Source organism: Natrarchaeobius halalkaliphilus (assembly GCF_003841485.1).
Lineage (GTDB): Archaea > Halobacteriota > Halobacteria > Halobacteriales > Natrialbaceae > Natrarchaeobius > Natrarchaeobius halalkaliphilus.
On sequence record NZ_REFY01000003.1, the window covers coordinates 606,448 to 631,274 of the forward strand.

The 24,827-nt window shown below is 60.2% G+C and carries 27 protein-coding genes and 1 tRNA gene; 12 read left to right on the forward strand and 16 right to left on the reverse strand.

The features are described 5' to 3' along the window. The first annotated feature begins 74 nt into the window (after positions 1 to 74). Together EA462_RS09950 and EA462_RS09955 are read left to right on the forward strand one after the other, a co-directional pair. Positions 75 to 1,229, forward strand: coding sequence for a thiolase family protein (locus EA462_RS09950; RefSeq protein ID WP_124178412.1), 1,155 nt, complete (start codon positions 75 to 77; stop codon positions 1,227 to 1,229). Further along, positions 1,226 to 1,588, forward strand: coding sequence for an OB-fold domain-containing protein (locus EA462_RS09955; RefSeq protein ID WP_124178413.1), 363 nt, complete (start codon positions 1,226 to 1,228; stop codon positions 1,586 to 1,588). Before EA462_RS09950 ends, EA462_RS09955 begins: the two co-directional genes overlap by 4 nt. A gap of 23 nt (positions 1,589 to 1,611) precedes the next feature. Here the strand turns inward: EA462_RS09955 and EA462_RS09960 are convergent, their stop codons facing one another. Further along, complete coding sequence (locus tag EA462_RS09960; RefSeq protein ID WP_124178414.1) at positions 1,612 to 2,382, reverse strand: DUF7547 family protein; 771 nt, start codon at positions 2,380 to 2,382, stop codon at positions 1,612 to 1,614. Between the two features lie 250 nt (positions 2,383 to 2,632). Here EA462_RS09960 and EA462_RS09965 point away from each other — a divergent pair, with 250 nt between their 5' ends. Further along, entirely contained in the window at positions 2,633 to 2,926 is a 294-nt protein-coding gene (locus EA462_RS09965; RefSeq protein WP_124178415.1) for a HalOD1 output domain-containing protein, read from the forward strand. On the opposite strand, the gene EA462_RS09970 is transcribed toward EA462_RS09965, so the two are convergent. The 4 genes from EA462_RS09970 to EA462_RS09985 form a co-directional block, all read right to left on the reverse strand. After that, complete coding sequence (locus tag EA462_RS09970) at positions 2,927 to 3,322, reverse strand: acyl-CoA thioesterase (protein WP_124178416.1); 396 nt, start codon at positions 3,320 to 3,322, stop codon at positions 2,927 to 2,929. Between the two features lie 85 nt (positions 3,323 to 3,407). Continuing rightward, positions 3,408 to 4,160, reverse strand: a complete 753-nt coding sequence (locus EA462_RS09975; RefSeq protein WP_124178417.1) for a ribonuclease H-like domain-containing protein — start codon at positions 4,158 to 4,160, stop codon at positions 3,408 to 3,410. 113 nt (positions 4,161 to 4,273) lie between these two features. After that, positions 4,274 to 4,906, reverse strand: a complete 633-nt coding sequence (locus EA462_RS09980; protein ID WP_124178418.1) for a DUF7504 family protein — start codon at positions 4,904 to 4,906, stop codon at positions 4,274 to 4,276. Between the two features lie 590 nt (positions 4,907 to 5,496). Continuing rightward, positions 5,497 to 6,753 carry a magnesium transporter gene (locus EA462_RS09985; RefSeq protein WP_124178419.1) on the reverse strand — a complete coding sequence of 419 codons (1,257 nt, stop codon included), beginning with the start codon at positions 6,751 to 6,753 and terminating at the stop codon, positions 5,497 to 5,499. Between the two features lie 349 nt (positions 6,754 to 7,102). On the opposite strand from EA462_RS09985, the gene EA462_RS09990 reads away from it, so the two are divergent. Next, positions 7,103 to 7,621 (forward strand): DedA family protein, encoded by a 519-nt coding sequence (locus EA462_RS09990; RefSeq protein ID WP_124178420.1) that lies wholly within the window; start codon positions 7,103 to 7,105, stop codon positions 7,619 to 7,621. A 204-nt stretch (positions 7,622 to 7,825) separates the two neighbouring features. Continuing rightward, positions 7,826 to 8,602: a hypothetical protein gene (locus EA462_RS09995; protein ID WP_124178421.1), complete on the forward strand. Its 777-nt coding sequence runs from the start codon at positions 7,826 to 7,828 to the stop codon at positions 8,600 to 8,602. Positions 8,603 to 8,626: 24 nt separating this feature from the next. On the opposite strand, the gene EA462_RS10000 is transcribed toward EA462_RS09995, so the two are convergent. Next, positions 8,627 to 8,896 (reverse strand): hypothetical protein, encoded by a 270-nt coding sequence (locus tag EA462_RS10000; RefSeq protein ID WP_124178422.1) that lies wholly within the window; start codon positions 8,894 to 8,896, stop codon positions 8,627 to 8,629. Between the two features lie 44 nt (positions 8,897 to 8,940). Further along, entirely contained in the window at positions 8,941 to 9,489 is a 549-nt protein-coding gene (locus EA462_RS17275; protein WP_165872030.1) for a hypothetical protein, read from the reverse strand. 684 nt (positions 9,490 to 10,173) lie between these two features. Here EA462_RS17275 and EA462_RS17990 point away from each other — a divergent pair. Next, positions 10,174 to 10,545 carry a DUF7344 domain-containing protein gene (locus tag EA462_RS17990; protein ID WP_449289205.1) on the forward strand — a complete coding sequence of 124 codons (372 nt, stop codon included), beginning with the start codon at positions 10,174 to 10,176 and terminating at the stop codon, positions 10,543 to 10,545. On the opposite strand, the gene EA462_RS10010 is transcribed toward EA462_RS17990, so the two are convergent. The 6 genes from EA462_RS10010 to EA462_RS10035 form a co-directional block, all read right to left on the reverse strand. Beyond that, positions 10,530 to 10,871: a HalOD1 output domain-containing protein gene (locus EA462_RS10010; RefSeq protein WP_124178424.1), complete on the reverse strand. Its 342-nt coding sequence runs from the start codon at positions 10,869 to 10,871 to the stop codon at positions 10,530 to 10,532. The two genes, EA462_RS17990 and EA462_RS10010, sit on opposite strands and share 16 nt — an antisense overlap. Before the next feature lie 361 nt (positions 10,872 to 11,232). Then, positions 11,233 to 11,306 (reverse strand) — tRNA-Thr (locus EA462_RS10015). A gap of 12 nt (positions 11,307 to 11,318) precedes the next feature. After that, a complete protein-coding gene (locus tag EA462_RS10020; protein WP_124178425.1) occupies positions 11,319 to 11,825 on the reverse strand; it encodes a GNAT family N-acetyltransferase in 507 nt (168 codons plus the stop codon). Between the two features lie 80 nt (positions 11,826 to 11,905). Then, entirely contained in the window at positions 11,906 to 12,526 is a 621-nt protein-coding gene (locus tag EA462_RS10025) for a CBS domain-containing protein (protein ID WP_124178426.1), read from the reverse strand. Between the two features lie 92 nt (positions 12,527 to 12,618). Beyond that, entirely contained in the window at positions 12,619 to 13,380 is a 762-nt protein-coding gene (locus EA462_RS10030; protein ID WP_124178427.1) for a GTP cyclohydrolase III, read from the reverse strand. Positions 13,381 to 13,506: 126 nt separating this feature from the next. Next, positions 13,507 to 14,658 carry an acyl-CoA dehydrogenase family protein gene (locus EA462_RS10035; protein ID WP_124178428.1) on the reverse strand — a complete coding sequence of 384 codons (1,152 nt, stop codon included), beginning with the start codon at positions 14,656 to 14,658 and terminating at the stop codon, positions 13,507 to 13,509. A gap of 115 nt (positions 14,659 to 14,773) precedes the next feature. Here EA462_RS10035 and EA462_RS10040 point away from each other — a divergent pair, with 115 nt between their 5' ends. Continuing rightward, on the forward strand, positions 14,774 to 16,747 hold the full coding sequence (locus EA462_RS10040; RefSeq protein ID WP_124178429.1) for a 3-hydroxyacyl-CoA dehydrogenase/enoyl-CoA hydratase family protein: 1,974 nt from the start codon (positions 14,774 to 14,776) through the stop codon (positions 16,745 to 16,747). A 97-nt stretch (positions 16,748 to 16,844) separates the two neighbouring features. Next, positions 16,845 to 17,417, forward strand: coding sequence for a response regulator transcription factor (locus EA462_RS10045; protein WP_124178430.1), 573 nt, complete (start codon positions 16,845 to 16,847; stop codon positions 17,415 to 17,417). On the opposite strand, the gene EA462_RS10050 is transcribed toward EA462_RS10045, so the two are convergent. The 3 genes from EA462_RS10050 to EA462_RS17280 form a co-directional block, all read right to left on the reverse strand. Beyond that, complete coding sequence (locus EA462_RS10050; RefSeq protein WP_124178431.1) at positions 17,414 to 19,474, reverse strand: PAS domain S-box protein; 2,061 nt, start codon at positions 19,472 to 19,474, stop codon at positions 17,414 to 17,416. The genes EA462_RS10045 and EA462_RS10050 overlap by 4 nt on opposite strands. 223 nt (positions 19,475 to 19,697) lie before the next feature. Continuing rightward, on the reverse strand, positions 19,698 to 20,849 hold the full coding sequence (locus tag EA462_RS10055) for an acyl-CoA dehydrogenase family protein (RefSeq protein ID WP_124178432.1): 1,152 nt from the start codon (positions 20,847 to 20,849) through the stop codon (positions 19,698 to 19,700). A gap of 48 nt (positions 20,850 to 20,897) precedes the next feature. Further along, entirely contained in the window at positions 20,898 to 21,062 is a 165-nt protein-coding gene (locus tag EA462_RS17280; RefSeq protein WP_165872040.1) for a hypothetical protein, read from the reverse strand. 265 nt (positions 21,063 to 21,327) lie between these two features. Here EA462_RS17280 and EA462_RS10060 point away from each other — a divergent pair, with 265 nt between their 5' ends. The 4 genes from EA462_RS10060 to EA462_RS10075 all read left to right on the forward strand — a co-directional run bounded on the left by EA462_RS10060 (position 21,328) and on the right by EA462_RS10075 (position 24,810). Next, a complete protein-coding gene (locus EA462_RS10060) occupies positions 21,328 to 22,641 on the forward strand; it encodes a cobyrinic acid a,c-diamide synthase (RefSeq protein ID WP_124178433.1) in 1,314 nt (437 codons plus the stop codon). 121 nt (positions 22,642 to 22,762) lie between these two features. Then, entirely contained in the window at positions 22,763 to 23,686 is a 924-nt protein-coding gene (locus EA462_RS10065; protein ID WP_124178434.1) for a hypothetical protein, read from the forward strand. After that, positions 23,683 to 24,132, forward strand: a complete 450-nt coding sequence (locus EA462_RS10070) for a hypothetical protein (protein WP_124178435.1) — start codon at positions 23,683 to 23,685, stop codon at positions 24,130 to 24,132. The genes EA462_RS10065 and EA462_RS10070 overlap by 4 nt, the downstream gene beginning before the upstream one ends. Before the next feature lie 51 nt (positions 24,133 to 24,183). Continuing rightward, positions 24,184 to 24,810 carry a hypothetical protein gene (locus EA462_RS10075; RefSeq protein ID WP_124178436.1) on the forward strand — a complete coding sequence of 209 codons (627 nt, stop codon included), beginning with the start codon at positions 24,184 to 24,186 and terminating at the stop codon, positions 24,808 to 24,810. Positions 24,811 to 24,827 lie beyond the last annotated feature (17 nt).

Here is a 24,827-nt window from a genome sequence, read left to right on the forward strand (position 1 = left end):
TCGGTTCCCCGGTCCCTCCCTCGTCTTCGGGTCGGACCCTCACATATAAATCGTAGACTCGAGTCCCGTAGGATATGGAACGTGTTGCGATCATCGGTGCGTCCATGACCCAGTTCGGACAGCGGGACGACTGGATTCTGGATCTCCTCGCGGAGGCGGGAATCGAGTGTCTCGAGGATGCAGGCGTTTCGGCGGCGGACGTCGATCACCTGTACGTCTCGAACATGGCCAGTGGCGAGTTCGAAGGACAGACGGGGGTCGTGAACGCGCTGGCACACGACCTCGACGCGGTACCGGCGTACACACAGCGCGTCGACCAGACGAGTTCGAGCGGCGGCGCGGGAATCTACGCCGCCTGGCAGTCGGTGGCAAGCGGTGCAAGCGACATGACGTTGCTCGTCGGCGGCGAGAAGATGACCCACCGGACTACCGGCGAGTCGACCGACGTCATCGCCTCACTGACCCACCCTGTCGAGTACAAACAGGGAGTGACGCTCCCCTCGTTCGCCGGGCTGACGGCGCGGCACTATCTCGAGCGCTTCGATGCGCCTCGCGAGAGCCTCGCGAAAGTCGCCGTCAAAAACCACGCTAACGGGGTCGACAACCCACACGCACAGTTTCAAAAGGAAGTGGACGTCGAAACCGTCCTCGAGTCCCCGATCGTCGCGGATCCGCTTCGGCTGTACGATTTCTGTCCGATCACGGACGGCTCCGCGGCGCTGTTGATCTGTCCCGAGTCCGTGGCCAGCGAGTACACCGACGAGTACGCAGTCATTTCTGGAATCGCTGGCGCAACTGACACCCACGTCGTCCACGAGCGGATGGATCCGACGGTGATGGGTGGCGTCGTCGAAAGCGGCGAGAACGCCTACGAGATGAGCGGCTACGGGCCCGACGAGATCGACGTGGCCGAACTCCACGACATGTTCACGATTCTCGAGTTCCTCCAGATGGAGGGGCTCGGATTCGCCGCGCAGGGCGAGGCCTGGACTCTCGTCGAGGAGGGATACACGGAGAAAGACGGCGAGTTACCGATCAACACCTCCGGCGGGCTGAAATCGAAGGGACACCCGCTGGGTGCCAGCGGTGTCGCCCAGGGCGTCGAGGTGTACGAACAACTCGTTGGCGAAGCCGGATCGCGACAGGTCGACGCCGACGTCGGCCTTTCCTGTAACGTCGGCGGATTTGGCAACTGCGTTATTACGACAATCATGGAGGCAGCACGATGACGATGGAGGCGACTCGGTACGACGACGGCTCGATCAGTTATCCGGGTCATCCGCGTGGACCCGGCGAGACGCAACCGGTCGAAACGATCGACCTGAGCGAGTACACCGCCACAGTCGTCACCTGGACGGTCAGCACCGCAACGCCGCCCGGTGTTCGCGAACCAAACACGCTCGCGATCGTCGAGTTCGACGTCGACGGCCAGCCCGTTCGCGCTCTCGGTCAGGTGACGACGCAAGACGTCGAGACCGGTGACGTGGTCAGGCCCGTTCACGTCGACGAACTCCGCGAGCCGGGTGCGGGTATCCGCGAACCGAACAGTCAGGACTGGGACGGCTACCGGTTCGAACCGGTGTCGTAGTCCCGCCACTCGCCAGTCGAATCCTACTCGTCTTCGTCGGAATGCTCCCCCGCGTTCTCGCCACCGGAGTCGTCACTGCCACCGTGATCGGCGCTCCGGTCCCCCTGTTCGGCACTGTTTCCCGCGTCGTCACCGGAAACGTCGTCTCCGACGCTCGAGGAATCCGGGTCGTCATCCGGACCGTACTGGTCTTTCAACGTCTCGAGTTCGGCGTCGACGTCGACGTTCGACTCGGCGTCGCCGTCGACACTCCGCTGGTCGGCTCCTGAACTACCCTCGTCGATATCGATCTCGACCGACTCCGACGACGGCGATCCGTCGCGTTCGTCGGGATCGAGACCACCCGCCGCGTCTTCGAGTCGGTCGTCGACGTCGTCGCGGAGACGGCGGGCGTCGGTGAGCAACTCGCGAGCCCGTTCGTCGGCGGGCAACGTCCCTTCGGAGGCCGCCCGCTGGAGTTCCGCGAGGACGGTATCGAGCCGGGAGAGCGTCGTCTTTCGGAGGTCGTTCGCTCGTTCGCTCGAGACGACCTCGCCGGTCCGTTCTCTGACCTCTCGTTCGGTTCTGACCAGTTCGAGGCCGCGCTGGAACGTCTCGAGCGTTCGAACGCTCGAGTTGAGTACCGCGAGCATCGCGGGGAGGGCCACCTCGTCAGTAAATGCGAGCAGTTCACGCGGCGTCGGAGGGCGTAACGGCGGACGGCGAGGCTGTGGCTCGAACTCTCGAGAGAGATCGTCGATCGTTCGCGTGAGCTCTCGAATGGCCTCGGTGAGCTCGTCGTTCTCGTCGACCATACCCGTCCTACGAGGTCCTGTATGAAAAGAGAGACGATTGGTGACACGGCCGTGAACGGACATCCCGACGGAGGTGTGTGTTTCTGATTGCAGTCCGATACGACGGGGGGACTCAATCACAAAACCAAATATGATGAAATAATAAATAAATACATTACTGTTTCTAATTGGACATCGATGGGTATAACAGTACGTCAACCCGAGATTGAGGCCAGAGGATTTATAAGCAGGCGCGGAAAGAGTCCGGCCAATGCTACTCTCAGTTGATCGTTCAGAGAAGGATTCCGTTCGCTCTCTCAGTTTCGAAGTCATCGAAGCGGTTGCCGAACGAGAAGGCGTCGATCCGACGGATATCGAACCACCAGCGTACGACGCATTATATGACGCGATCAATCCGGAGGCGCTGGACGCGCTGTTTGCTCCTCGAGCGGACGGAACCGAACGGACGACGGGCCACGTCGAGTTTACGTTCTGTAACTACCGAGTGACCGTCTCGAGCGAGGGTGACGTCGTCGTCCACGGCGACGAATCCGATCCGGTATAGTCAGCCCGTCCGGTCGATTCGTCGTCGCCACTCTGTGGGTAAGGTTCGCGATTCACCAGTCTCGGGATCGACGACGACCTGGACGGTTCTGGCCGTCGCCGCTCTGTCACCGTCCGCGCGAATTTCGTACTCGATCGGCAAACTGGATTCTCCGAGCTCCGGGACGCCCAGTGCGACGGTTACCTCGGCGTCCGCGTCGATCGAGTGAACGTAGTCGACCTCTAGATTGACGAGTACGGTTCCCACGTCGACGAGCGAAACGCCGAGGACGTCCCTGAAGTACGCCTCTCGAGCCTGCTCGAGGTACGTCGCGTAGACGGCGTTGTTTACGTGCCCCATGAAATCGATATCGCGAAGTCGAACCTCGAGGCGACTCTCGTAGTCGTATTCGTTCATGTTTCAGAACATGTGATCCATCACCGTATGGTTGCCGTTCTCATTCACGTCAGCGGTGGTGACGGGCGGACAACTTCGAGGTCAATTACCGCGTGGCACAGGCGGCCTCGAAAACGCGGTCGTGGAGGCGATTCGTAACGGTTTCGAGTAACGGCTTCATGTTCTTCGTGTCCGCACGGTTGTAACTGATTAGCGTCTCGAGGGCGGCATCGTCGCCGCGTTCGTACTGGTGCCAGAGACGCACCGCTTCGCGACCGTCGATGTCCGGCAGGTCGCGCTCGATTCCGAGTTGACCTTCGATCGCTTTGAGGCCGCCGTCCAGTCCGATCTGCTTGCAGGGATACATGAGATCGAGATGCGGAACGGAGACGTCCAGATCGTAACACGTCTCGAGAAACGGAACGTCGAACCGCTGGCCGTTGAACGTGACCAGTAACGCCGCGTCCTCGAGTTCCGTCGCGAGGCGCTCACCAGTGAGGTCACGACCGTTGACGAGCGTTTTCGTCTCGCCGGCGCGATGGAGGCTGACCGTCGTTACGTCGTTTCGCGTCGCGTCGAGTCCCGTCGTCTCGATATCCAGAAAACACGTATCGGCGCGGACGTTCTCGTAGAGTCGCCACCGACTGGCGGCCGGGAGTCGGTCCGCGAAGACGGAGACGTCGCCGCGATCCAGGTGGTCCCATCCCTCGTCGATGAACGACTCGATCCGCCCGGCCAGCGTCTCCCCGACGACACTGCCGTCGAACTCGTCCCAGTGAGTAATACCGTGTTCCCAGAGCCGCCGCTCGGTCGTTTCTCCGACGCCGCGGACGGGAATAAAGCTGTTCTCGATTCGCACACCAGTTCAGGGGAGGGGAACGGTCAAAAACGCTTGGGTCGGAACCGTCCGAGGTCGGAGCCCGTATCGAACGGTAGTGCTTTCGACCGTTCTGTGAGCGTCCCGGCGGCGACTCACTCGAGTCGGATCCAATCGGTCGGCGCTTCTCGGTCACGGAGATGCCACCGTTGTTCGTGGACGCCGTCGTCTGTCCGGAGTTCGACGACCGCATCGAACATCGGTTCGAAAAGGGAGACGGCGTCGTGGTCGCGGGAGACCGGTAAATGGTAATGCCCCATTCCACGCGCCCGTTCGGTCCGGGACATCACGACGTGAAGCAATCGGAACACGGCTTCGGTCTCACACTCCTGTAAGAGCGAGACGAGCGAGTCGACGCAGACCCGGAGTTCGGACGGCTCGAGTCCGTCCGCAGCAGCCTCGAACTCGTCGATAGCATCGATAACCTCGAGACCGAGATTGCCGAGTGCGGTGCCGTCGGGATTCGATTCCGCGGTGGCGTACTCGATGGTGGTCGTCTCGGTTGGCCGTGTCAGACCGTGACGATGCGTGGTCGAATCCGCGGTGACGAGCAGCCGGTACCGCGGCTCCTGGCTGGACAGAGCGCTGAGACGACGACAGACTAGCTCGTGGCCCTTGCTCGTCCGACTCCCGACGAGTAACAGGTTACACCCCTGGCGCTTGAGCGAGTCGAGCGTCTGTGCAAATCCTGATCGATCTCCCCCCATGCACCCCGACGTACTTTCCATTCGTCAGCCAAAACGGGAAAGAATGCGATAAATATTGCGGCCAAATATTTTCTAAAAGTCGAGTCCTGAGTTGTAGTAACGACTGGAACGGGCGACATACGGATCGGACAGTGATCGGAAATGAGACTGACCGTCGGTGCCGACAGTACGGTTCGTAACCTGAGTGATCGCGGTGGGCCTCAGGTAGTCGTCTGTCACGGATCTCAATAGCTGATAGCGGTAGTTAATTGCTCGTGGTTGTGACAGCGAGTGCCGGCTTCACCCCGTTCCACGGTGGGACGAGGAACCCCCCTTGATACCCAGATTGAAGCCGAGGATTCAAGCCAGTACTTCGGCTTTTAGATGAGGAGGAGGTTGTTGATGGGTGAATTACCTGTACTTACCGCCAGGTCAGTAGTCCGCTAATAGGGAGATCCGGGACAGTGAGCGTACACTCCACGTGCTTACTGATCACCGAGATTTCTACCAGTACAAAGAGATGTTTCGACAGCCGTACGAGATACTTCGCGCGTATCTCGCATAGAGAGCAGTCGGATCGGAGTTAGCAGGTCGACCACGTACATCCAATGACAGGGGTTTACCAGCGGCGCTTACAATAGGACTGCTTGGGCCAATCCAAGGAAGACGAAAAAGCCAAGCACATCGGTCGCCGTGGTGATGAAGATCGTCGCAGACGTGGCTGGATCGTACCCGATTCGGTCGAGCAACAGTGGCGTAATAGCACCGAAAAAGCCCGCGATGACGAGATTTGCTACCATCGAGATACCGATGACGGCCCCGAGTAAGAGGCCAAACTCGCCGAACGAAAAGGCAATAGCGATCACGGCGACGAGCACACCAGTAATCATCCCATTGACGGCACCGGCAGCAACTTCGTTGAAGATGACACGCTTGCCGGTGTTGAGTGACACCTCACCGAGTGAAATCCCACGAACCGTGACTGCCATCGCCTGTGTACCAGCATTTCCACCCATTCCAGCGACAACAGGCATATATGCTGCCAAAATGGCAACAGCAGCAATAGTTGACTCGAACAACCCAACCACCGCTGCAGCCATAAACGCCGTTCCGAGGTTGAGGATCAACCACTTATACCGTCGTCGTACCTTCGTTCCCGGGCCGTCAAGAACGCTCTCTTCTTCAGCGACGCCAGTGAACTCGTAGAGCGTTTCACCCCGCGCCTCTTCGAGCATCCGAAACAAGTCCTCGGCGTGGATCACTCCGAGGATGTCTTCGTCTTCATCGAGTACGGCAACGGAACGCTCGCGGTTTTGCTTGAACACCTCAAGAACTTCTTCATCATCGCGGTCGTACCGGATATGCGGCGTCTCTTGGACGTAGTCATTGATCGTCTCGGCTTCCTCATCAGCCACGGACAGCGCTGCGCCGGGGAGTTCGCCTTGTAATTCCTCATCGTCAGTGACGAAGATCGTCGGAACCTGTCCCATTCTATCCTCGAACCGACGAACGCGTTCGATCACTTCGGGGAAGCCCCGCGCTTCATCGACGGTGACGTAGTCGAGGCTCATCACCCCAGCTGCACTTTCAGGATTAAACGAGAGCAGAAAATCAATTTTTTCGCGGCGCTCGCTATCGAGCGTTGTGAGCAGTGCCTCTCGCGTCTCTTCGTCAGTGAACCAGAGAACCGCAGTCACTTCGTCCGGATCGAGCCGGTCGATAAACGTCTCCAATTCAGACCGACTCATGTCCACGATGAGGTGTTCTTGCACCTCTTCCGGAAGTGAGAAGAACACGTCTCGCCACTCGTTCAGTGGCAAGTCTGTGAACGGGTTCGACGGTTCCGAAGCCATCGCAACCGTCTCATGTATGTCTGTCTGCCGAGCCATATACGGAGTATATAAGCCGAACACTAAATCATGACCGATGGCGCTATCATAAAAATACGCTATCGGTAGTGGCCGCTCCAACGACACTGACCAGCCAAATCATTTCGATAAACAGGCAAAGAAGGGATTTTCGCTGCTGAATTTATGCTCTGTATCTCGCACGGCGTTCTTGACAGGAATCAAGTAATTAAACGAACCGATCGGGACGTGAGTCCCCCTGTACTTACTGGCAGATCAGTAGTCCGCGAACACCGGAATCTTGGACCTACACTACACGTACGATCTGAACGATTGGGACATGGGATAGTAAAAGACAATACATTTGATTTCATATAGTTTCCTAGAACGTATGCCCGTATCCGGCCAGTTAATTGATTTGGCCTTTTCGCTTTTGTTGGTTTTCGACGAGCCAGCGTTATTTCTGTTGTTCGTCCTAAAAGGGGCGATAATCGGAAAGGTATTTCCAACATCACTCTTTTTGCCGGGCTATCTTCTTGCTATCAAAGCGTCTTCGGAGCAGATCGCTGTCGGGATTGTTGTAGCCTCATTTGGATATGTTACAGGACAGTTACTAATCTACTGGATATCGAATAATTATGGAACGACCGCCGTTGGCTCGCTTCCCGCTGTTTCTGTTTCGGATGAACAGGTGACACGGGCTGAAGAGCTGTTTCAGCGGTACAGCGGTATGGGTATCTTCATTACGAATCTCGTCCCGTTCGTCGGGTCCTTCATCATGATTCCTGCCGGGATGACCTCATATTCGATTCCCCTGACAATTTTGTACGCGCTCTCATCAACGGTTCTGAATTATATACTTATCGTTTTGATAGCTTTTGAGTCACTCGAATTCCTTAGCCTGCTATAATTTTTCACCCGATTCATCCTTCACCTGCACTGAGCAACCACGCTTCTTCGCAGATTTCCTCTCAATCTGTGCCGCATTTGCGCTGTGTATTCACCAAGCCTCCTGTCTCAACCCTGGAGGGGAATAAAACAAAACTATAGGTGGGGTGGTAATCCCTATCAGTGGTTCGAAAGACATATCAAATTACAATTTAATCATGCTGATATGAATCGCAGACAGCTCCTCCTCGCAAGTGGCGTAACGCTGACGAGTGCGGTCGCTGGATGTGCTGGTGAAACCGACGACGAAAACGGAAATGGAAACGGAAACGGGAACGGTGATGACAGTGATCCCGAGCCCGAGCCTGACGATGCCGGGGAGTCCCCCGAAGAAGACTCCCCCGAGCCGGACGACGACCCGGAACCCGATGACGATGGTTCTGACGGGGACGAAGACGACGTCGACGAGCCCGACCCGCAGTCGTTCTCAGGCAGCGGTGCAGCTGTCGAGGACGGAGTCCGAATCATTGGTAACCTGACAGTGGTCGAGGCCGAACACGACGGTGAGTCAAACTTCGCTGTTCACCTTGTCGACGACAGCGACCACGATGATATGTTCGTCAACGAGATCGGCACGTACGACGGCGAGACGGCCGAACTCGTCGAACAGGGCGAGTACATGCTCGACGTCGAAGCTGACGGGGACTGGTCGGTCGACGTTCGCCAGCCTCGAGCGGCCAGCGGTGATGAACTCCCACAGTCGCTCTCCGGTGACGGAAACCAGGTCTTCGGCCCGTTCGAATTCGACGGAACGCACGTCGCGGAGGGGGAGCACAGCGGTGAGTCGAACTTCAGCACCCACGTCTACCCCGCCGAAGGGTCGTTCGGAGAGCTGGTGTTCAACGAAATTGGTGAATACGAGGGCGAGACAACGTTCAACTTCGACGGTATTGGGTGGGTGGCCGTCCAAGCCGACGGTGACTGGTCCATCGAATTGGAATAATCGCACTGTCTCGAAACCGCAGAACTACCATCCGCGACGAACCTCTTTTCGCACACCGGAGACAGACGTCGAGACCTCGTCGACGAACTCGAGGCTGCAACTGGGTTCCATCCCATCCTCGAAGGTCCGTCGCTCGAGGACGACCTCTTCGTTGCTGAACGCCTCGACTTCGTAGGCGTAGCCGACTCTGGCGAGCTGTGGGACGATCCCGAGCGACCTGCCGAGGCGGTCGACGAACCATTCGACGAAAGAACGTAGTATCCCAGAAGGCGAGAGTTGTAACCTACCTAGCACGGCATCAATATCTCCCGCAATGATCGGGTGGGGTCTTTTAGCCGTTAGGTGAGGTCGACTTCGAACGAAGAGTGAATCGTCTCGTTTTGTTCAGGGCGTAGCCGACTCCGTTCTACTGCATGATCGAGATATTCGGTCGCCCATAAGAACTCAGACACACTCTCGACATCGAAGTGAAATCGCCACGGACGATGTTCCCGGTGTGTCGAATAGACGTCGACGTCGATATCCTGGTGCAACATATATGCCGACTCAATCGTCTCTGAGTCCACCTGTTCGGGATTCTCGATCGTCGCATCGAGCACTACACCACCCTCCGACCACCAGATCACGCCGTTCAGGAAGACGTTTTCAACGCGCCGTTTGATTCGTTCCCTCCGAGACTCAGGGAATCCTTCCTCGAGGACAATCGTGGAGAGACGGCCCCGAGCGAAGCGTTCGACCTTCGATGGTGGTGTAGCGATCCTGGGCTGGATGCTTCGCTTCCAGACTGCGTCAGCCAATTCGTCTCGACCCCGATCGACGAGTGGTTTGATCAAATAGCCGGCGGCCATTCCGAGGACGAAGACGGCGCCGGGGAGGGTTTCGAGCATAACTACTGATAGATCGTTCACAAATATATATCATCGGACGAATCAGAGTGCTTTCTACGCTACTGTAGCTGCGACACTTCCAGTTCCGCCGCGCACGGCGCACGATAAAGTCTCTCGCTACAGAACCTTCGAGGTCTGCCATCCAATCAATTCGCTCGCGACGGCTTTCCCGGCCCTGACGAACTCGAGGACTTCGAGGGCGATCGTCTCTTCCGTGCGCTCCAGCAACTATTAGGCGGGCCGCTGGCCAGCCACGGCAGCCTCCCAGTGGGACGATCGGTTCGCGGACCCCTGGATCAGGCAGGGTCACACGCGGGTCCGCCTCCTCGATCTCCTTGATCCGTTCAAAACAACCGTTACAGTACCTCGGGTTGTGCCAGACGAGCCGGTCGAACGCCCGTTGTGGTGAGACGTGGTTGTCTGTGGATTGAGTTCCCGTTGTTGACATGGTTAGAGAAAAGCGTCGCTGCAGGGCAGACGCGTTCATCGCCGGCGACGACCGCGGCCGCCGACTCGACGCCCCTTTGCATGACGTGTGTTTTCCTTATTGCGATGAACGTATAACAAACAAATAGAGAGACTCGAATTTCGAGTTGATTCTATAGCGAACCGAACGAGTAAGTGTTTGTAGGCTGATTGGTATTCACCAACAATTAACATGCACCGCGTTGAATTCCAAAGGCCATGGGATCCCCCAGTACATCAGATGGATCTAAGGAATGCATCACGCTCGAGACCAACGAAGACTGTCTGAGTCCATCAGCAGCATTTGAACTACTGGCTGATCAGCACCGTCGTTATTTTCTACATTACTTCCGAGTTGAAACCACTCGCACAGCAGAGACCGAGGAGGTTTGTGAGTTTATTGTAAATGGATTACCCGATTCGGACACTGACAAGGATTCATTGCAAATCGAACTACGGCATCAACATCTTCCAAGGCTCACCCAATGTAATATCATCGAATACGATAACAGGCACGAGACAGTCCGATACTACAGCGATCCAGTAGTTGAACAGTGCTTAGAGTTCGTTTCCTCTCACGATCTTGGATGATCTAACTCAATATCTGCATTTGAGATGTCGATACAAACAACATCGGATGCATAGACTGTAATTTCGAAATTATAGTACTCGAAAGAGACTTTCCCCAGGGTACGGTCATTTTCTTCGGATGACGGTCCAAATAGCGAATCAAGTGCGTCTGGATCGACAACCGAATACAGTGAAGGAATTTCTTCGACTTGTTTGCCAGTTATAGCTGCAACACCCCGGGCAATGACTACTGGTAGTGAGGAGTCTTTTCCACGGTCATACTCTATATAAACTTCGTCGGTTGACGGATCGTATCCAATGTGGTCTGATTGACAAACTCCCTTCATGCGAATGTTAACAAATAACTTCCCTAATACGCCGTCAGTATCCAGATATATAACTCATGGGGATCCAGGGGAAATCTGGAAATACCATCAGTAATAATATTTGGCCGGTATCCCGACGTCCTCGAGATCTCCGTCGTCGAGGTGGACGTTTCGCGAGCTCCGGGCGCTCGGTGATGTATTGGACACACCCGTCGAGTGCGCCGCCGCGGGCTTCGCGACGACCGATCATGCCGCGACACCTCCGTCTGCCGTCGGTATCGTGGTATGTGATCGACTGGTATCACTATCGAAGGTGTCCGGTACTCCCAAGCAGGGTGGTTCTACACTCCTTTTTACCTGGGATAATTCAGAAATTTGACAGAGCCAGGAGTGGGATTTGAACCCACGAAGTCCCGATTACAAGTCGAGTGCATGCACCACCCATGCTCTCCTGGCGCGGTCCGTTGGTTAGCGGTCCTCCTTTGAGTGTGTGTCGTTTTCCGGTCGGTCGTCCAGCGAGCGATCCATCGCGACTCGAAACGTCTCGTAACCTCGCTGTCGGTAAAATCGCCTGGCGTCTTCGTTCGTTGCCATCACCTCGAGCGTGAGGACCTCGACACCGTTCGCGGCGAGGGTCTCTTCGGCGGTGTGAAGTAGCGCCGATCCGACGCCCCGGTCGCGATATTCGGGTTCGACGTAGAGGTTCGAGAGCGTTCCCCGGGTGGCGTCGAGTTCGAGACTGCCGCGCTCGATCGAAAAGGAGGCGAACCCAGCCAGATCAGGGCCGACGCGGGCGACCAAGAGCCCATCAGTGGCGCGGTGAGCGGCGAGTGTCTCACGCATCGTCGAGCGGTTCGCCTCGGGACGAACGTACGAATCGTAGGCCCGCTGACCGCGAGCGAGTCGGACCCAGAGCTCGGTGATCCCGTCGATATCGTCCGCTTCGGCTGGTTCGATCGTCAGTTCGGGAGCCATTCGAATCGATCGATGCCGTTCACTCGAGTACGGATTCTGAAAGCGTTTTCCATCGGTTTGGTCGAGCCGTTCACCCCGCCTCAGACGGACCGGCAGTCCGAACAGACCAGCCGTCCGTTGGCGTCCCACAGCGCGTCCGAAAGCGAGCCACAGGCTTCACAGACGCCTTGCGTGGAAAACTCGTCGCCGCCGTTGGGAAGCGCGCGTTCGTCGGCCGCCTCGCTAACCGACCGTGTGACCGACTCCTCGGTGTCGACCTCGTTCGCCGTCGAGACGCTGCCCGTGCTCGCACTCGAGCGGGTAGGGGTCATCGTGGCCTGGAACGATCCAGCCGCGGTGATGACGTCTCGCTGCGTGACGAGTCCGAATACCTCATCGCCGGCCTCGACGACGACGTTTCGGATGTTTTCACGCCCCATCATCGTCGCCGCGTCAGCGAGCGACCGGTCCGGACCGAGCGAGATGACGGGCGCGGTCATCGCGTCACCGACCGTCGTCTCCGTGGGGTCGTCTTCATCAGCCATGATGCCGAGGACGTCCCACTCGGTCATGATACCAACCGGCTCCGAGCCGCGAACGACGAGAACACAACTTGCACGCTCTTCGCGCATTAGCTGTACCGCCGCGAGGACGGTGTCTGACTCGCTGACACCGACGTATTCGGTCGTCAGGACGTCCCTGACCGACAGTTCCGATTCCATGTGTGAACAATACCCACGGACCGGCTAAAAGCTACTCCCGCTACACTTAAGCACGCATCCCCCGAATGTAGGTGGTTAGCCGGTTCGAGCCGCTACCACTCGAGTTCGACGCGCGTTCCGTCGGCACGACAGGTCTCGAGGGCGTGTTTCGCCGCGAACCCCGCATCGTGAGCGCTGATACCGCGGCCGACGCCGACCTGAAGTTCGACGTCGACGGCCGCTTCGACGTGCTGGATTGCCGTTTCGTACTCCGATCGCTCGAGATCGGGACAGACGACGATGATGTTGTCGCCGCCGACGAAAAACGAGAGGCTCTCGTGGTCGGAACGCATGTGGCGCATGAGTTCCGCATAGCCCTGTTCGATATGGATGAAGCTGTCGAACGCGTTGAGTTCGTCCGTGTACTGCCCCGTCGCGTCCACGACGTCGAAGTGGGCGATCTGGACGTCGTCGTCGGTTCTGTGGGCGTCGTCGATGACGCGGCCCTCGAGGCACTCTCGTCGGCTCTTGTCCTGTGCACTGCCGGCGTCCTGGACGAGCGACGTGGCATCCGAGAGCGCCTGTACCGGTGAGGTGCCAGTCGCAACGCCGAGACTGAGGGTGACCGGATAGCGATTCCCCATCGTTTCCTGCAGGAGCCGGTGGTCCGACATCGAGAGACCGTTCGTGACCGCGATCATGTTGTCAAAACGGGTGAAGAAGACGTACCCGTCGCGGTTGCCCACGAACTGCGAGATGTCGGCGTACAGGCGAGATTGGAGCGTCTGGAGGTCGGCTTCCCGCCTCGGTTCGGGCGTTACGGTCCACGGCCCGTAGTTGTCGATCTGAACGAGCGTAACCTGCGTATTAGTCACGGTAGCGGTCTCTTTCGAACCCCGTCGTATAAGTGATACGTAATCCAGATTCGTGATGGATGCGCGTGGTCCGCGACGCCTCCGACTTCGTCCGAGATCGTACGACGGTGTACCAGCGTTTCGGTCCTAGAAGCCTTTTCCGAGCATCTCGCGAGCGATGATGTTCTTCTGAATTTCGGTCGTTCCCTCGTAGATCTGGGTGATCTTGGCGTCGCGGTAGAGGCGTTCGACGGGGAAGTCGTTGACGTACCCCGCGCCACCGTGGATCTGGACCGCCTCGTCCGCGACGTCGACGGCGACGCGGGAGGCGTGCTCTTTGGCCATCGACGCCAGCTTCGTGATGTCTTCGCCCTGATCGACCTTCCAGGCGGCCTTGTAGGTCAGGTTGCGGGCCGCTTCGGTGTCCGTCGCCATCTCCGCGAGTTTGTGCTGGATCGCCTGGAACTCCGAGATCGATTTCCCGAACTGTTCGCGATCCGTGGCGTACTCGAGGGCTGCCCGGATCGCACCTTTGGCGATCCCGACGCCCTGTGCGGCGACGGCGGTACGGGTCTCATCGAAGAACTGCATCTGTTGCATGAACGCGGCATCGCGCGTTCCGATGAGGTTCTCTTCCGGGACACGAACGTCGTCGAAGACGAGTTCGGCGGTGTCGGAGGCGCGGATACCGAGTTTCCCGGTGATCTTTTCGGCCGAAAAACCCTCGCGATCGGACTCGACGACGATCTGACTGAAGCCGTTGTACCGTCCCTGTGCGTCGGGATCGGTCTCACAGAGGACGACGAAGAAGTCACCGACCGAGCCGTTGGTGATCCACATCTTGGTCCCGTTGATCACCCACTCGTCGCCGTCTTTCTCCGCCCGCGTCGAAACCGAGGAGACGTCCGATCCGGTGTCGGGTTCCGAAATCGCAGCGCCGGAGATTTTCTCTCCGAGTGCGACGGGCTCTAGGAATCGTTCTTTCTGGTCTTCGGTCCCGAAGTTCATGATCGCTTCACAGCCGAACGAAGTCGAGACGATCGAGAGCGCGATCCCGGGATCGTACGAAAATAGCTCTTCGGTGATGATCGCGGTATCGAGGATCGAGTAGCCCGCACCGCCGTAGTCGATCGGAATGTACGCCCCGGTCAACCCCATCTCGGCGGCGCTCTCGACGACATCGTACGGATACGTTTCGTTTTCGTCGTGGTCCGCCGCGACGGGAACAATTTCGTTCTCTGCGAATCGCGTTACTTCGTCGCGGATTTGCCGTTGTTCGTCGCTGAGACCGAACTCCATGAGACGCCCTACCGGAGCGACCGATAAAGACCTTTGTAACCAGATATAAACTAAATTGTAGTTTTCTTTACTGGATAGGGAAACGTTCAAACGGGAGCAAATTGCATGTTCACACATGGATCTGGAAGAGATCAACACCATCGCAGTTCTCGGAGCGGGCAATATGGGCCACGGTATCACGGAGGTCGCTGCCATGGCTGGCTACGACGTGAACATGCGCGATATCAAAGCGGAGTTCGTCGAAGACGGCTACGACCAGATCGAGTGGTCGCTGAACAAACTTGCCGAAAAGGACCGACTCTCACGGGAGGACGCCGACGCTGCTCTCGAACGGGTTACGCCGCTCGTGGACATGGAGGCGGCCGTCGCCGACGCCGACGTCGTCATCGAGGCCGTGCCGGAGCAGATGGAGATCAAAGAGGAGGTCTATCGCGAACTCGAGGCGTGTGCTGGGGACGACGCGCTCTTCGTGACGAACACGTCCAGCCTCTCGATTACGGACCTCGCGGAGTTCACCGACCGCCCCGAGCGATTCTGTGGAATGCACTTTTTCAATCCGCCCGTCCGGATGCAACTCGTCGAGGTCATCTCGGGAGCGGAGACGGCCGAGGAAACGCTCGATGTCGTCGAAGAGCTCGCCGAGGAGTTCGGAAAGACGCCCGTTCGCGTTCACAGGGATTCGCCGGGATTCATCGTCAACCGTATTCTCGTCCCGCTGATGAACGAAGCGAGCTGGCTCGTCAGCGACGGTGAGGCGACCATCGCAGAAGTCGATTCGACCACGAAATACGAGCTGGGGCTGCCGATGGGCACGTTCGAACTCGGGGATCAGGTCGGCAACGACATCAGCTACCACGTCCTCGAGTACATGCACGATGTTCTCGGTGACGCCTACGAGCCAGCGCCGCTACTCGAGGAGAAAGTCGAGAACGAAGAGCTCGGCAAGAAAACGGGCGCGGGCTTCTACGACTACGAGAACGGCGACGGCGTCCAGATTCCGACGGACGAACACTCCGACCTCGTCGAAACGCGCCTGCTCGCGACGATGGCGAACGAGGCGGCAAAACTCATCGGCGGCGACGTTGCCCCGCCGGAGTCCATCGACGAGGCCGTCAAGCTCGGCGCCGGCTTTCCGGACGGACCGGTGAAACTCGTCGACGAGTACGGACTCGAGCGCCTCCACTCGGCGCTCGAAGACGCGTACGAGGACACCGGTCACGGACGCTACGAACCCGCCGACTACCTCGCGGAACGCGCGGCCGAGGGCGGCTTCGTCGACGCCGGTGGCGACTCCGATGCGGTCAGTTTCGAGGCGATCCGCGTCGAGTATCCGGGCGAGATGGTCGGTCACATCGCTATCGACCGACAACACCGAATGAACACCATCAGCAACGAGGTCCTCGACGAGCTTTCGACGGCGATCGAACTGCTCGAGGACGACGACGACGTCCGTGCCGTCCTCCTCACCGGAGCCGGCGAGAAGGCGTTCTCCGCCGGTGCGGACGTCCAGAGCATGGCCGGCAGCGGGGGAGACCCGCTCGAGGCACAGGAGCTCTCACGGCGAGGGCAGTCGACGTTCGGCACGCTCGAGTCCAGTTCGATGCCCGTCGTCGCCGGCATCGACGGCTACTGTCTCGGCGGCGGCATGGAGCTTGCGACCTGTGCTGACATTCGGATCGCGAGCGAGCGATCGGAGTTCGGACAGCCCGAACTCAATCTCGGCTTGATTCCCGGCTGGGGAGGGACGCAACGGTTGCGACACATCGTCGGGGAGGGACGAGCCAAAGAGATCATCCTCACCGCCGAACGCTACGACGCCGAAACGATGGAATCGTACGGCTTCGTCAACGAGGTCGTCGACGACGACGAACTCTCGGAGCGGGCGTTCGAACTCGCTTCGGAACTTGCAGCCGGACCGCCGATCGCCCACACGTTCACCAAGCGCGCGATGGCCGCCGGCCGCGACGACGTCGACGCCGGACTCGAGTACGAGGCGTCCGCGTTCGGTCATCTGATGGCAACTGACGATTTGATGGAAGGAATAACCGCGTTCATGGGCGACGGAGAGCCGACGTTCGAAGGAAAATAATCATATCAGGATTGATAACTGGTCGCGAGATTTATCACCCAGAGGTACCATTGGTGAGCCGTGGCTGCAACGATGAAGAGAACGGAGGGGGAATCTGATGAGTGACGAGCTACGCGTACTCGTCGTCGACGACGAGGCCCGTCTCGCGGATCTATTTGCGACTTGGCTCGAGGGAGAGTGGAGCGTCGATACCGCATACGACGGTGAAGAAGCGCTCGAGAAGATGTCCGACACCGTCGAGGTCGTCCTGTTGGATCGGCGCATGCCGGGACTCTCGGGCGACGATGTCCTCAAAGCGATTCGAGACGAAGGCTACAACAGCCGGGTCGTTATGGTGACCGCCGTCGATCCCGACTTCGACATCATCGAGATGGGGTTCGACGACTACCTGGTCAAGCCGGTCTCGAAGGACGAGCTCCTCGAGATCGTCGAAGAAGTCACCGACCGTTCGGAGTACGAGTCGGACATCCTCGAGTACTACGCGCTCGTCTCGAAGAAGGCGCTGCTCGAGTCCGAAAAGGCAGAACGCGAGCTCACGGCCAACGAGGAATACCAGGATCTTCGCGGACGAATCGAAGAGCTCGAAGCGCGCGTCGACGAGAGCGTTTCGGGGCTTTCCTCTCACGACGATTTCGTCGGCGCGTTCCAGGATCTGGAATCCGAGAACTAGTCCCGGTCGAATCGAAACTCGAAGCGCGCCCCACCGTTTTCGCTTTCACGAGCGGCGACCGACCATCCGTGGCCAGTTGCGACTTCTCTGACGATCCAGAGTCCGATCCCGAGGCCGTCCGGCGACGACGAGACCGACGGATCGAAAAGCGTCTCTCGAACCTCCGTCGGAATCCCGCTGCCGTCGTCCTCGACGAAAAAGCCGCGAGACCGCTTGTCGCCCGTCTCGAGCGATCCGACCCGGACGTCGAGCGTCGGTTCGGGACCGCTACCGGGCGTTGCGTGTTCGGTCGCGTTCCGAAAGAGGTTCTCGAGCAATCGAAGGAGCCGTGATCGATCGGCTTCGACGGTGTCCGTCTCTGCGATCGAAAGCGTCGCTTGCTCGGTGGAGACGTTGTCCCATGCCTCCCGTGCGACCGCGTCGAGATCGACGGGATCGGTCTCTGCGGCCCACTCCCCGTCTCGGGCGATGGCGAGTACGTCCTCGATGATCGACTCCATCCGGTCGAGCCCGCTTCGGACGTGTTCGACGTACTCCGTCGACTCCGTCTCGTCGATGATGTCGACGTACCCCTGAGAGACGCTGAGCGGATTTCGCAGGTCGTGGCTGACGATCCGGGCGAACGCGTCGAGGCGCTCGTTTCGCTCCCTGAGTTCGCGCTCTCTTCGCTTTCGTTCGGTGACGTCTCGGACGACGCCGACCGACCCCAGAAACGTCTCGTCTCGAACGATTATCGCGAGCTGGGCCTCACAGGGGATCGTCGCTCCGTCTTTCGTCTCGAGTGTGAGTTCGACCGTCTCGGTCGTCTTTCCGTCCTCGTTTTCGAGCAGGGATCGGATCGTCGACAGGCCGGCGTCGACGCTCGCGTCGTCGATCAGAATCGACGCGTGTTCACCGAGCAGTCCCTCGCGGCTGTAGCCGGTCATCCCGACGAGTGCGTCGTTGACCGTCATGATGTGACCCTGATCGTCGAAGACGTACATACCGTCGCCCGCGGTCTCGACGAGCTGTTCGTAGCGCTGGAGCGCCCGTTCGCGCTGCTCGAGCCGACCGTGAACCGCGATGGTATCGAGGACGGACGACGCCGTCCGGCCAACCGACCTGATCGCTTCCCGTTCGGCATCCGTGATTGGATCGACCGAGTAGACGACGAGTACGGCGTACAGCTCGTCGTTTGTCGCCAGTGGCGTGGCCGCGACGGCGTGGATCCCCTGTTCTGTGCCACGTCCTCCGAACGGTACCTCGCCGGGATCGTGTGCGATCGGCTGGCTGACCTGAAGTGTACGGCTGCGTATTACCCGCTCCAACAGCGGATGGACGTCGTCTCCGATCGCGAACGTCCGCCGGAGCGGCCACTCTCGGTCGTCCGAACCGGCCAGCCAGGGAACGATCTCGTGCTCACCGCGGTCGTACTCTCCGATCCAGACGAACGGAAACCGATCGAGCTCGGTGAGCGACTCCCGCAGAACGCGTTCGACCGTGAGCGGAGATCGAACGTCGACCAGCTGGCGTCGAACCGAATCGACGACGTCCTCGAGATCGTCGTCCGATCGCTCTGATCCGATCGCGGGACGCAGGGCCGATTCGGGTGACTCGGAGACGGGGGGCGGCCCGTCGGGCTCGCCGTCGATACCGTGTTCGTGTCGATCCGGCCCGGACGTCCGACGCGATTCGATTCGAGCCGTGAGAACGTCGACGAGTCGCGGCGAGGCGTCCGCGCCGTCGATTGGCGAAACCGCCTCGGTCAGCACGGCGTCGGAACTGGCCCCGCCTCCATCGGGTGTTTCCCAGTAGACAAAGACCGGGATTCCAGGCGTTTCCGATTCGACAGCTTCGACGATCGCAGGAACCGACTCGACCGTGGTTCCGTCTATGAGGACGCAGTCGATCGATCGATTCCCGCTCGTTTCCGTTCCGGCCTCCTCCTCGAGGCGCGTGATCGCGTCCGACGGGCGGTGGGCGATCACGACGTCGACCGGCGCGTCGGTGAGCGAAAGCGTGATCGACGCCCGGATCGATCGATCGAAACTCACACACAGAATTCTGGGACGGCTCATCGGGAGAGGTACCTCCAGTACTCAGTCATTGTCCGATTCGTGTTATTTAACTATCCATTTCAGTCTGGACGGATTGTTCTTTCGGCAGCCGACCAGCCAGCGGAGGAAAACAGTGGACGAGAACGAACCACGGAAACGGTGGGCCCGGTCGACCGCTTCGGCCTGGCCGTATCTACCCGTGAAGAGCCACCTGGAATCGCGGGAACGCGTAGGATCCGTCGAATCAGGGGGCCTGTCGATAGACGAGGTTGCGCTGGACCTCGTTTGCACCCTCGTAGATCACCGGAACCCGAGCGTCGCGATAGACGCGGGCGATCCGTCGTTCGTCGAGAATCGACCGTCCGCCGTGAAACTGCATGCCCTGTTCGGAGACGGAGACCGCCGTCTCGGTCGCGCCCGTTTTGGCCATCGCCGCCCAGTAACCGGCGCTCTCGCCTCGGTCTACCTTCTCACAGGCGCGCCAGGTGAGCGCTCGAGCGCCCTCGAAGTCGATCAGCATGTCCGCGAGTCCGTGCTGGACGGCCTGAAACTGGTTGATCGTTCGACCGAACTCCTCGCGGTCGTGGGTAAACTCCCAGGCCTCCTCGATCGCGGCTGCGGCCAGGCCGAGGCCGTGGCCAGCCACGATGACGCGACCGTGATTGAAAAACTCCGCCAGCATCCAGAACCCTGCTCCCTCGGTTCCGATCAGGTTCTCCTCGGGAACTCGGCAGTCCTCGAGCGTGATGTGGGCCTGCTTCGAGGCGCGCATCGCCATCTTCTCCGGGATGTGTTCGGCCTCGTAGCCGTCGGTGTCGGTCGGGACGATGAACATCGAGTGATTGCCGTAGCGGTTGTTCTCGTCGTCTCCGGTTCGGGCGTAGAGGGTCACCCAGTCGGCCTCGACGCCGTTTCCGATCCAGTACTTCTCACCGTTGAGAACGTACTCGTCCCCGTCTTTCTCCGCCGTCGTCTCCATGCCCGCCAGGTCGCTTCCCGTCTCCGGTTCCGAGACGGCGAGCCCCGAAAGCTGCTCGCCCGCCGCGACCGGCCGGATGTACTCCTCGCATTGCTCGTCTGAGCCGTACTCGTAAGTGATCTCACAGCCGAAGCTCGCGAGTTGGAGCGTCAGGCCGATACCCGCATCCGCCCGGTAGAACTCCTCGGTGATCGCGAGCAACTCCGGAAGACCGAAGCCGTTTCCGCCCCATTTCTCGGGGATATCCCCCGCGACCAGACCTGCATCCTGGCCCGCCTCGAGTATCTCGTGGGGATACTCCCCCGATCGAAAGTGTTCCTGTGCGTGCGGTTCGATCCACTCTCGAGCGAACTCGTGAGCCCGCGCTTTGAGGTCGTGGGCGTGCTCCGGAACGATGCTGTCGTCGAGCAGTTCCATACGGTATCGATCGGTTCCGACACGAAAATAGACCGGGGTGTCCGGAGCCTACTCGTCGTATTCGTACTCGCGAAACACGGCGGCAACGGTGTTCGAGACCTCGTCGATGGCGACGGCGTTCGTCTTTCGGAGGTCGCCCTCTCGAGCGGCCTCGAGGTGCCGAAGCGCCTCTCTCAGATGGTGTTCGGTCAAACGGTCGGTTGGGTCGGTCATCGGTCGGGGTCAGTGATAACGGACTCGTGGGGATATGTTCACCGGTCGTGACGTTCGTCCGATAGACTGACTGTCCGCTCGAGTGATCGGACGGATCGAACGAGGACGAACCAGTCCACCGACGGTTTCAAGTTCACCGATCCGAATCCACGGACAGGATGACACTCGAACTACCGGTGTCGATCGGAGCGCCGTCGGGACGACCGTGGGGGGTCAACGGACGAAGTCGAAACCAGACGGCCACCGCGAGGCTAACGCCGTGTCCATGAAGGGGTTCGTCGTCGGCGGCGTCAGCTCCGGCGTCGGCAAGACCGTCGCGACGCTCGCGATCGGACGGGCGCTGATAGACGACGGCTACGCGGTTCAACCCGCAAAAGCCGGTCCGGATTTTATCGATCCGAGCCACCACGAGGCGATCGCCGGTCGTCCCTCCCGGACGCTCGACCGGTGGCTCGAGGGAACCGAAGGGCTTCGACGTAACTACCACCGTGGCGAGGGCGACGTCTGCGTCGTCGAGGGCGTCATGGGACTGTACGACGGCGACGGCTCGAGCACTGCGATGGTGGCCGAGGCCCTCGACCTCCCGGTCGTCCTCGTCGTCGACGCCAAGGCGGGGATGGAAAGCGTCGCCGCGACGGCGCTCGGCTTTCGGGAGTACGCAGAGACGAGCGGTCGAGAGATCGACGTGGCGGGGATCGTCGCCCAGCGAGCCCACGGCGGCCGCCACGAGCAGGGGATCCGCGACGCGCTTCCCGCGGACCTCGAGTTCTTCGGTCGCATTCCGCCGAACGACGACCTCGAGATACCCGATCGACACCTCGGCCTCGAGATGGGCGGGGAGGCCGCGCTTCCGGCGGACGCGTTGCGGGAGGCCGCCGACTCGCTCGAGACCGAGCGGTTGATCGAGGTCGCGAGCGAGCCGCCGACGCCGTCGACGAACGGCCGCGACGAGTCCGGCCGCGTCGATGCCCGCGTCGCCGTCGCCAGCGATTCCGCCTTTTGCTTTCGGTATCCCGCGACGATCGAGCGGTTTCGCGAACGCGGCGAGATTGTGTCGTTCTCGCCGGTCGCGGGAGATCCGGTCCCGGAGTGCGACGGCGTCTACCTGCCGGGGGGGTACCCGGAACTCCACGCGGCGGACCTCGAGTCGACCGGGACGCTGTCCGAACTCGGTGCGCTCGCGAGCGACGGGCTTCCGGTCCTCGGGGAGTGCGGCGGACTGATGGCCATGAGTCAGTCGCTAACGACGGCCGAGGGCGACCGACGCGAGATGGCCGGTATCCTGCCCGCCGACGTAACCATGCGCGATCGCTACCAGGCGCTCGACCACGTCGAACTCGACGCGCTCTCTGGGACGCTCACCGCTGCCAGCGGCCAGCGAATTCGTGGCCACGAGTTTCACTACTCGAGCGCCGACATCGACGGGGACGCACGGTTCGCCTTCGAAACCGTCCGCGGCGACGGCATCGACGGTGACCACGACGGACTGACCGAGTACGACTCGCTCGGCACCTACGTCCACGTCCATCCCGAAAGCGGCGCATTCGACCGATTCCTCGAGACGGTCGAGTCCGAGTAACGTCCCGGCTCCGACCGACGTCCCCGTTTCCGATCGGGCGCGACCGGTCACCGGTCGAAAAGTCGGTCGCACACGCAAGGCCAATTACCACAACGCCATCGCCTGTGTGTGTTCCCGGATAATGACCGAAGGGACAACAGACGGGTTCGAGGACCGCTCGGATTCCGTCGGAATCGTCGACCACTCGCGGTGTCGGCCGACGCGAGCGACCGCCGCCGACCGGGCGAGACCGCTTCGGCTATTGACCGATGGCGGTCAGGCGCAAGTCGAAGAGGACGAACAGAATCACGACCAGGAACGCGAGAGTGAGGGGGAAAACGGCGGTGATACCGATGGAGAGGACGACGACGAATCGGCGGACGAGACGGCCGAAGGTGCTGAAGACGACGGTAGTGAACGAGACGATCTCGAAGGCGAGTCCACCGGCGACGCCGAAGACGGGATGGACGACTCCCACGTCGAAGACGCCGAAGACGTCTACGAGGGCGACGACGCGTCCGGCGTCTTGCACCTCGATCTCGACGGACTGTTTCTCGATCTGCTCGGGCTCGAGGTCAATCTGAACCCGGTCACGCTCGACGTTTCGGCTCGACCCGGCGAGAACAACCTGCTCGGGAATCTGCTGTCCGCGGTCACCGGCTTACTGGACGGGACCGCTTCGATGATGGATCGGCTGACGTCGCTGTTAGGAACGCCCAAAAAGTTGCTCGGCAAGATCACCGGAACGCTCAGGGAGACGGCTGCAACCCTCCTCGGGAAGCCCCGCGACGTCGTTCGTGGACTCACCGGCGGAAGCGAGGACGGTGACAGCGAAGACGACAGCGACGGCGAAGACGACACGACGGGCGGAGCGCTCTCGTCCGTCACGAGCTGGATCACATCGCGGCTGGCCGGACTCGTCCCGTCGCTCCCGGTCGAAGAACTCCTCGCGACGGTCATCCGTGAGATCATTCGAGGAGTGATCGACCAACTCGAGCCGCCAGCGGACGAATCGGACGGCGAGTCGGAAACCGGTGCGGACCAACAGGCGGAGGCAGGATCATGAGTCAGGAATCAACGACGGAGACGGAGGGTGAATCGGAATCGGCATCACTACCGGGCGGACTCGACTACGAGCGGATTTCGGACAACGTCGACGTCGGTGAACTCGTACAGGGAACCCAGTGGGAAGACGAGATCGACGAGGACGAACCACTCGGCCAGGCGATCGGCGGGCTGATCGGTTCGTCCGTCGGCCGACTGATCGGAGAGCGGATCGGACAGACCGTCGGTGAGATGTTGATGGACGAACTGTTCGACCCCGGATCGGCTGACGGCGACTCCGACGCGGACGACGAGTCGGCGGCGGATGAGAGCGAAGAGTCCGGTGAGGACGAAAGCCAAGAAGCTGACGCGCAGGACGAAGACGAAAGCCAAGAAGCTGACGCGCAGGACGAAGACGAAAGCCAAGAAGCTGACGCACAGGACGGTGAGGAGGGGGAGGAGGGCTAACCGTGCCGGTGGTTCGGTTCGGAAGCGACGCGCGAACTCGAGGTGACGGCGATGGGTGACGGATCGGGACTGAAACGGGTCGTCGTCGAGGAGGTCGGCAACCAGATCGATGCCGGTGATCTGATCGGGGACGGATCGATCGAAGCCGGGATCGACGGTCGCGAGGTCGGCGCGTCAGTCGGTCGATCGACCGGGGAACGAATCGGGCGAGAGCTGGGGGAGTCGATCGGCCGCTCGATCCACGAAGCGCTCGAAGCGGGGCTCGAGGACGAGGATACCGATATCGGATCGCTCCGCTCGGCTCTCGCGGAAGCCGTCCGTGACGCGATCGCGGAGTCGATCGGGGACAACAGCGCCGGCGACGCGCTCGAGTCGGTCACCGAGCCCGTCACCGACGACGAAGAGATCCCCGAAGACGAAGCGGCGGGCGACGATGACGTCGGCGACGAGGAGTCGACATCCGCCCCTTCGGGCGACGACCTCGAAGATCTCAAACGAGAAACGCTCGAGGATTTCCTCGGACTGCTGTCCTACGAGGACCTCCAGTCCATCGCCAAGGACGTCGACGTACCGGCAAATCTCAGTCGCGAAGAGATGATAGACGAGATCCTCGAGGCGGTTTCGGACGAGTACGAGCCGATCGCGGAATCCGACGAGAAGAGCGATTCCGAATCGTAGTGGGGCCGATTCGACTC